1 pseudogene is annotated in these 455 nt (G+C 66.6%); it reads right to left on the bottom strand.

The features are described 5' to 3' along the window. A pseudogene (locus AAZU54_RS27295) lies at window positions 1-455 on the bottom strand (T6SS effector BTH_I2691 family protein); the annotation flags it as partial.

Below are 455 nucleotides of genomic sequence, written 5' to 3'. Positions count from 1 at the left end.
AACTCGACCAGCTGTACGCCGTTGTACAGCCACTGGCTGGCACAGTTCAGGCGCATCACCGCACGCTGAACCCCGGGGCCTGCCAGCGGGTGCAGGCGTTGGCTGGCCGCGTTGAGTGCGCCTTGCGCGTCGCTGATCGCTTGTTGCAGCGAAGTGCGCAGGCGCAAGCCGGCATCGTCGCTGGCAATGACCTTGCTCAGCGCCGCATAGAGCTTGTCGCTGTCGTTCCACTCGGTGGGATCGGTGATGGAGAAGCTTGGCAGCAAGGCCGCCAGCAACGACTGATCACGCAGGAGCAAGGCGCGATAGGGCGGGCTGTGCGGGTCTTGCAGCCACTTCAGCCAGAGCGCTGCGCTGCTGCCCGCAGCCGGCTGCGCCTCGCGGTTGGCGGTTGGCGCTTCGCTGATGCCGCCGGCCAGGCACAGCGCCATGGTCTTGCAGTAGGCGATGCCAGA

The organism is Pseudomonas sp. Je.1.5.c (genome assembly GCF_051129895.1).
GTDB classification, from domain to species: Bacteria; Pseudomonadota; Gammaproteobacteria; order Pseudomonadales; family Pseudomonadaceae; genus Aquipseudomonas; species Aquipseudomonas urmiensis.
The sequence above is the reverse complement of the archived record's forward strand: the minus strand, read 5'-3'. Positions and strand labels throughout refer to the sequence as shown.